The following is a 6,716-nucleotide window of genomic DNA, read 5'->3' as shown; positions in this document are numbered from 1 at the left end:
GTGGCGTTCCCCGGTGGCGCTGGCACCGCCTCGCTGGTGAGAGAGGCCCGCCGTTTGGCAGCCCATGCGCCAGTGCCGCTCTCTGTGGCGCAGATCAGCCACGCCCCCAGCCTCCCTTGATACCTGGTGGCATTGCCCTCACTTCCCCTGTTCCCCTTTCTCCTCATTTGTGCCATGGCTGTTCTCACTCCCATTCCGGCCGCTGCCGTCACTCCGCTAGCGGCTCCTCCGGTGGCAGGCCCCGCCTGCTCCCTGCAGCGCTCAGGTTCCCTCTGGCAGCTGGGCAGCGAGGCCCAGGAGCTCACCACCGCTATCTCCCAGCTAGCCGAGCAACTGGAAACTGATGATCCCGAGCAACGGGCCCTGGCCCTCGCCGAGCTGGAGGCAGCCCTACTGGCAGAGGAAGGCAATAAAGCTGCCCTCGCCGCTAAGGCCGATGCCACCTGCTGGGTGATCGAGCACCTGCGCGGTCAGGCCACCTACCGCCAGCAGCAAGCCAAGCGGCTCGCCGATCTGGCCCGGAGTGATGCAGGCCGGGCCGATGCCCTGGAGGAATCGCTGGTGTTTGTTCTCACCCAGCTGCAGCCGGCGGCTACGCGTTTCTCCTTCCCCGATCACGAGCTGTCAAGCCGCAAATCCCAGGCGGTGGTGATTGACGACGAGCAGGCCCTCGATCCCGAGTGGCTCACCTTCTCCACCACAAGCAAGCCGGACAAAAACGCCATCAAGGAAGCACTCAAAGCTGGCCGTCAAATCACCGGCGCTCAGCTCCTTTCCCGCCGCTCCTGGCGCATCCACTGACGTCTAGCAGGCAGAGGCCCCTCACCAGCAGGGTTCCGGGGATGCAGCCGGGGCCCTTTCTTCCTGATCCGATTTCGCACCTCTCTTCTTCTCGCTCCATCGCTTCCCATCGCCATGACCGTCGCCGCTCCTTCCGCCAATGGGGCCAGCACCATCAGCCGCCCCGCCGCTCCCCATCCGGCACAGCGGCCGCCCTCCGCTCTGGAGTTGATGGACTCCGTTGGCCGGGCCGATGCGGAGAGCGCGGCAAACCCAGAGTCAGCCGCGGCGCCGCAAGCCCTCACTGCCCAGTCCCTTGGCTTCTCCCCCGAGCAGCTCGCCGCCCTGGCAGCTCCGCTGGATCGGGCCAACGTCCGCCAGCGGGAGCAGGGCAGCAGCCGCGTGAGCTACCTAGAGGGTTGGCAGGTAATCGCGGAAGCCAACCGCATCTTTGGTTTCGATGGCTGGCAGCGCCAGACCATCGCCGTCCGCTGCGTTGCCCAAGCTGAGCGCTTGATTGGCCGAGATCAGAAGCCCGGCTGGGGTGTCACCTACACCGCCCGCGTACGCATCACCGTCATAGCCGGAGGCCTTACGCCCCTGGTCCGGGAGGGCACTGGCGCCGGCCACGGCATCGACGTGGACCTGGGCCAGGCCCATGAGTCCGCCATCAAGGAGGCAGAGACCGATGCCATGAAGCGGGCGCTGATGACCTTCGGGAACCCGTTTGGCCTCGCCTTGTACGACAAGGCGCAGCGGCAGGTCAGCAGCGCAGCGGGCCAGGGTGATGGAGCCCAGCGCCCTCCAGTGAGTCGGCCGGCGGCTAACTCTCGCTCTTACGTTGCAGGGACCCCGGCCCAAGCCAAAGCCCACGCCCAGACCAAGGCCTCGACGCCAGCGCCATCAGCTCCGTTCGATCCCAGCCACTTGGCCCTTAATGCCGAGACGATCCAGCACCTCCACAGCAGCCTGCGGGCTCTGCCCCGGCCCGAGCTGGAGAGCCTCACCCGCGCCTTCCGCAAACGATTTCAGGTGCCAGATGAGGCGGTGACGATCGCCGATCGGATCAACCAGAAGTGCCACCACGACTGGATTGAGGCCTTCCTTGTGCAGCACCTACCGGGCACCGACTGAGGACCTGGCGCCAAGATGCATACCGTGCTAGTACAGATGTACGTATGTTGTGTTTGCCATGGTGCCGGTCCCCCTCTCCCGCTTAGAGCCCTCCCGCAAGGAGGAGATCGAAGACTGGCCCTGGCTGGATCAGGCGGTGCTCCGCTCCAGCCGCAGCCGCCAGGTCTGCATGACCTGCCACTTCTTCCGCCACCACCCCGGGCCCGAGTGCATACCGCTGCTCACCTGCCACCTGCATCAGGGCCTGATCGCCCACGGCGAGCACCTGACAAGCCGCTGCAGCGGCTGGACAGAGGACGTTCATCGACAGCGGGGCTGGGCGCCTGAGGTGGCCTGAGCGGTGCTGCACTCTTGCAGCACTTCCTGGTGTCGTGCCTTCACCACCCGAGCTGTTCCGGCAGGGCCCCGATGCCGCTGATGACGGCGCAGCCCCTGGGCAGCTGACCTTCGTCGCCTGGGCAGCACTTGCCGGCCAGCGGAAGCCCATGGTTCAGCGACTTTTGACGCAGTAGCTGCTCGAGCTGTACCAACCCAGCGGACAGCTCTTACCGGTCTTCTCAATGGCCTCGTTGTCGTTGCTGGGGCTGCTGACGCAGTAGTTGCCGGAGGCATAAAAACCAAGCGGGCAGCCCCCGACCACCTTCTCAATGGCGCCGCGGGTGTTACCACCAGAGCTCGGAACGCAGTAGCCGCCGGAGCTGTAGTAGCCGATCGGGCACCCTCCCACTTTCGGGAGGGGGCGAACCGGCTGCTGGGCCAGACCTGCCATGGGGGCGAGTGCCAGAAGTGCCGCCAGAAGTGCTGTTCTGGGCATGGCTCAATCCACCCGGAAGGTCACGGCCATCACTGCGGTGATGTCCTTGTCGATGGTGCGGGTGTCATAGGAGCCGGTGTCGCTGGCCTCGGTGGAATTGGGAGCTGTGATCTGGAACGAACCGGTGTCGGCGTTGGTGATGGCACCGATGTGGGCGCCGGCTTCCCGGGCGATGGCACGAGCGCGCGCCTTGGCGTCCTTGGTGGCCTTGGCGAGCATGTCGACCCGCTTCTCGGCCAGTTTGGTGAAGGTGTAGGCGGGCTCATTAATGGTGAGCGGAACGCCCTGGCCGATCAGCTGGCCGATCTCAGCAGATATCTTGTCAACCTTGTTGACGTTCCAGCTGCCGATCAGGATCGCCTGTCTGCTGGTCCAGGTGGTGGAGCGCAGCTCGCCGGTGCGGGGATCGCGCACCTCCTCCTTGTCGGATTTCACCGCATCAAGCTCCAACTCATCGGGCTCAATGCCCTGGGCTTTCAGGAATGCCACCGTCTTCTGAACCGCTGGCTGGAGACCCTGATAGGAAGCCTGCTGGCTGGGACCGCTCTGGCTCACCTGGACCGACCAGTCGACGTAGTCGGAGCTGATCCGCTCGGTGCTGGCGCCAGTCACGGTGATCGTGTCGTTGGCGTTGCGGATGCCCTTCACCAGCACGCCACTGGCTGTTGTGAGGCCAAGGCCCAGTACGGCCATGGCGAACACCAGAGAAGGCGTGCGCCTGAGGAAAGCCCAGCTGGCTGAAGCCCACCCCAGCAGCCGATGGCGGCCGGGGTGTTGGTGGATTGAACTGTTTTGATCAGGGGAGCTGGGATCCACAGCGGTTTGGCGGCTTGACTCAAGCTATGGAGGCAAGCGCGTTGCCGCCAAAAGGCTCCTACGAAGGACGGACGTCTCTCTGATGCTGGCCATCAGTTGCCGGCAGCAACCGCCGCCTGAATCGATTTGCTTGGTAAAGGTGCTGAATTGGTACTTGGGAGAAAATGACGCTAAACCCCCCGCATTGCTCCAGGGGCGACCAAGCCTTTCTTTCAAACGACTGATCAAGGCGGTGGTATATTCACGCTGCAATGGTCATTCTACTTGAAGCTTTTAAAATGAGGCGAAGAACTTTTATAAGCTATTCCGGCGCAGATGCAGTGCTTGCAGCGGCTGTATATGCCTATCTCAATGCAAATAACATAGATGCCGTTAAGGCGCCCGATGACATCGTCCCCGGGGAGGATTGGGCCGCATCAATAGCCAGCCTCATTGAGTAATCGCAATATTTTTTGTTGATTTGGACGGGGAACTCAATGGCAAGCAAAGAGGTTGCAAAAGAGTTGACTCTTGCTATGGACTGCGGAGCGCGGATTATTCCTTTCCGCGCAGAGGATTTATCGCCGGAAGGTGCATGGCGATATCATTTAATGAATGTCCAATGGCTTGAAGCTCATTCGATTCCCGAAGCCAACGCACTAGAGAAGCTAGCGCATCACCTTAAAAGGCCTGGAGATGAGAGGCCACATCAAGATCCTGGCAACCCCGACATGCTTGCCAATTCTTGCGATGATTTATTGACAGGCGAAGAAATTAGTTCCAGCCCACCCTGTGATTCACAGGAGGAGAGTCGTGTACAAAGCACTGTTGTTCAGAATATTCCAGAGGCTGCCTCGGTTGGCTCAGCGGCTCAAATGCACCTTGAGCCGCTAGATACGCCTGATTATGGTTCTAAGGAAGAATTGCCAGAGAAAGCTGATAAGCCTGATTCTGATAGCCACGAATATACATCATATAACGATGATTTCACCTTGGCCATGGATATTGCTGTTAGACAACTCGGCAAGACAAATATTTCGGCTGCAAGTCGAGAGAGGTCTTCTAAAATATTGATCTTCTATCAGCTCTGCGACAGTAATTCAAATGTCTTGGCAAGAGTTCCGTATGCAATGATCACAGCAGGAAGAATGCAGACTTCCTCTCCCTCAAGTAAATCAACTGCATATAATCAATTTTCTCGAGAGCGCCAAGGTGATTCTCTGCTATTTAAAAAGGCAGTTGGCTTGGCTAGCACCCTTGGCTATAAAAGTCTCAGCGATGCCTCCTCTTCCCGCTCTGGAAGAAGTCTCTTCAATTTCATTATTAGGAATGACTCCGGCAAAGAGCTTGCCAAGGTGCCAATGGAGATGCTTCGCAATGAATGAGTTGACACATTGCGCAAGCGTTGCTCAGTATTAAGAATATCTTGTTTACAAAGCCTTTTGAGTTAAATAATGCTCATTTGGGGAGACCTGTAAAACACGACCCAGCCAAGCGAAGCCTGATATTGCCATAGGCAGGGCCGCGTCTGACGGGCGGCATGCCGTTTCTCCATTTGTAAGCAATTTGAATATGGTGAGGAACCAGGGCAAGGTTAAAAAGTTTCCAGGTGATATAAGGTTTCTGGTGCACGCAAGGTACTGATCGTGCGGTCGCGACCTACGACCTAAATGCACGAAAGTAAGTCGATGTCCTGCCTATATGCTGGCCGCCACGGTTAGCTGCCCCCAATAGGCACAGCATCAGATCCATGGATAAGCCTCCAGAACACGATGCAAAGCGCCAAGCATGGTGGCCAGATCAACGCTGGTCACAGCCTGGTGACGTTCGGGGGGTGAGGGATGCCCCATCCAGTTACCGAAGACCCGCACTTGGTGTAGGCAGCTGAGGATCCAGGGGCTCACCTCCCGCTGTTGGAGCATCTGCAGCCCGCGATATAGACCGCCCCTTCGCCAGCCCAGGTGGTGGCAAACAAGACGCTCCACCAGACGGCGGCTGTGCATGCCCAGCGCCACAGGGGTGACCTGATCTGCCGCCAGCAGATGACTGAGTTCGCTGAGATCCACTTCTGCTGCGAGTTTGGGGTGCAACCTGCCAAAACCCCTGAGTAGCCCCAGTAGACCTATGCGCAGGGCATCCAGATCGCCCAAGGGCACTACATCGCGGATGCCGGGGCTGCGCCCAAGTTCCAGGTCGATCCGTTGGGCCAGCTGTTCCAGCGGTTCACGTTGCCGGTCAAAGACGATCAGACGATTCAGCTCTGGTACGTGCCGAAAGCCATTACGGCAAGATGTCAGAAGGTCAGGAAACAAGCGCTCAGGAGCAATGGCCTGATTGCCTGCCGCCAGCAGTGGCGTGGCCACCACAGGGCAAAGTATCCCCTGGAGGGGCAACACAGCCAGGAGACTGAACAATTGCAGGAACGACGACCAGGCCTGTTCATGGCTGGCTGACTCCTCGTCAGGGCTTTCGATCACCGCGATCCGGCCAAATCGGCTTGCGCTAGCGACCGGCCAGCCCTTTGGGATGTCTGATTCGCCCAGTGGTGGCGTCACCCAGGCACCAATGCTGCTGGAGCTGAGATCAAGAGCACGGGGCAATTGGGCCGCACAGATTCCAAACTGCTGCGCCAGTCCATGGATCAAAGTGCCTGGGACTGGCTCGTAGCTGCCATGTCTGGCTGAGACAACCAAGAGATCGGTCTTGAGGCCGAGATCAAATAGTTCTCCGACCTGGAGCTCCAGGGTGCGCTCATCGGCACCAGGATCAACGTCAAACGCGTTAAGCAGCATCCACGGCCCCCATCGCCAACCATTCTCGCGGGGCGCGCATCAGTACAGTTGTATTTACTGGTTTGCTAATCCGAGCCAGCCTCTGGCGCCTAATGCTGGTCGAGCCTGGAATGAGGTGTAGCATAAGCTTACTTTTCAGCTTGCCAGAACCCTGAGCGGGATCCTTTGGCAGTAGCTGGGAATGTCCACTTGATCAGTGTCCTCGATCAGCCATGCGAAAATGAGCAGCTCTAGGACCGCCGGGCAGATTGATCTCGAAGATCTCTTCAACTGGCTGGAGCAGCAGCCTGAGGGTAGCGCCCCTCCGAGTGGTGTAACTCAGGAGGTCCTGTGACCCTTTCCGGAGGGTGAACAGGAGCAGTCAGAGGATGACTGCTTGGAAGCTGATTGCGCAGCCCCGT

At 59.6% G+C, this 6,716-nt stretch carries 8 protein-coding genes; 5 read left to right on the top strand and 3 right to left on the bottom strand.

The window, feature by feature from the left end; all coding sequences use genetic code 11:
• Positions 1-174: 174 nt before the first annotated feature.
• The 3 genes from KBZ15_RS15485 to KBZ15_RS15475 all read left to right on the top strand — a co-directional run bounded on the left by KBZ15_RS15485 (position 175) and on the right by KBZ15_RS15475 (position 2,251).
• Positions 175-801, top strand: coding sequence for a siphovirus Gp157 family protein (locus KBZ15_RS15485; protein ID WP_255016095.1), 627 nt, complete (start codon positions 175-177; stop codon positions 799-801).
• A 114-nt stretch (positions 802-915) separates the two neighbouring features.
• Positions 916-1,914 carry an RAD52 family DNA repair protein gene (locus KBZ15_RS15480; RefSeq protein WP_255016094.1) on the top strand — a complete coding sequence of 333 codons (999 nt, stop codon included), beginning with the start codon at positions 916-918 and terminating at the stop codon, positions 1,912-1,914.
• 58 nt (positions 1,915-1,972) lie between these two features.
• On the top strand, positions 1,973-2,251 hold the full coding sequence (locus KBZ15_RS15475; RefSeq protein ID WP_254932512.1) for a galactose oxidase: 279 nt from the start codon (positions 1,973-1,975) through the stop codon (positions 2,249-2,251).
• Positions 2,252-2,404: 153 nt separating this feature from the next.
• Here KBZ15_RS15475 and KBZ15_RS15470 read toward each other — a convergent pair whose 3' ends face one another.
• A complete protein-coding gene (locus KBZ15_RS15470; protein WP_255016093.1) occupies positions 2,405-2,683 on the bottom strand; it encodes a hypothetical protein in 279 nt (92 codons plus the stop codon).
• Positions 2,684-2,731: 48 nt separating this feature from the next.
• Positions 2,732-3,421 (bottom strand): SIMPL domain-containing protein, encoded by a 690-nt coding sequence (locus KBZ15_RS15465; protein ID WP_255016092.1) that lies wholly within the window; start codon positions 3,419-3,421, stop codon positions 2,732-2,734.
• 374 nt (positions 3,422-3,795) lie between these two features.
• On the opposite strand from KBZ15_RS15465, the gene KBZ15_RS18750 reads away from it, so the two are divergent.
• Together KBZ15_RS18750 and KBZ15_RS15460 are read left to right on the top strand one after the other, a co-directional pair.
• Positions 3,796-3,984 carry a TIR domain-containing protein gene (locus tag KBZ15_RS18750; RefSeq protein ID WP_396123511.1) on the top strand — a complete coding sequence of 63 codons (189 nt, stop codon included), beginning with the start codon at positions 3,796-3,798 and terminating at the stop codon, positions 3,982-3,984.
• Positions 3,985-4,020: 36 nt separating this feature from the next.
• Complete coding sequence (locus tag KBZ15_RS15460; RefSeq protein WP_255016091.1) at positions 4,021-4,908, top strand: hypothetical protein; 888 nt, start codon at positions 4,021-4,023, stop codon at positions 4,906-4,908.
• A gap of 357 nt (positions 4,909-5,265) precedes the next feature.
• Here the strand turns inward: KBZ15_RS15460 and KBZ15_RS15455 are convergent, their stop codons facing one another.
• Positions 5,266-6,315: a DUF4145 domain-containing protein gene (locus tag KBZ15_RS15455; protein WP_255016090.1), complete on the bottom strand. Its 1,050-nt coding sequence runs from the start codon at positions 6,313-6,315 to the stop codon at positions 5,266-5,268.
• Between the last annotated feature and the right edge of the window lie 401 nt (positions 6,316-6,716).

The sequence above is a fragment of the Cyanobium sp. BA20m-p-22 genome (genome assembly GCF_024346275.1).
GTDB lineage: Bacteria > Cyanobacteriota > Cyanobacteriia > PCC-6307 > Cyanobiaceae > Cyanobium_A.
Note: the sequence above shows the minus strand (reverse complement) of the source record. Positions and strands in the feature narration are given on the sequence as shown.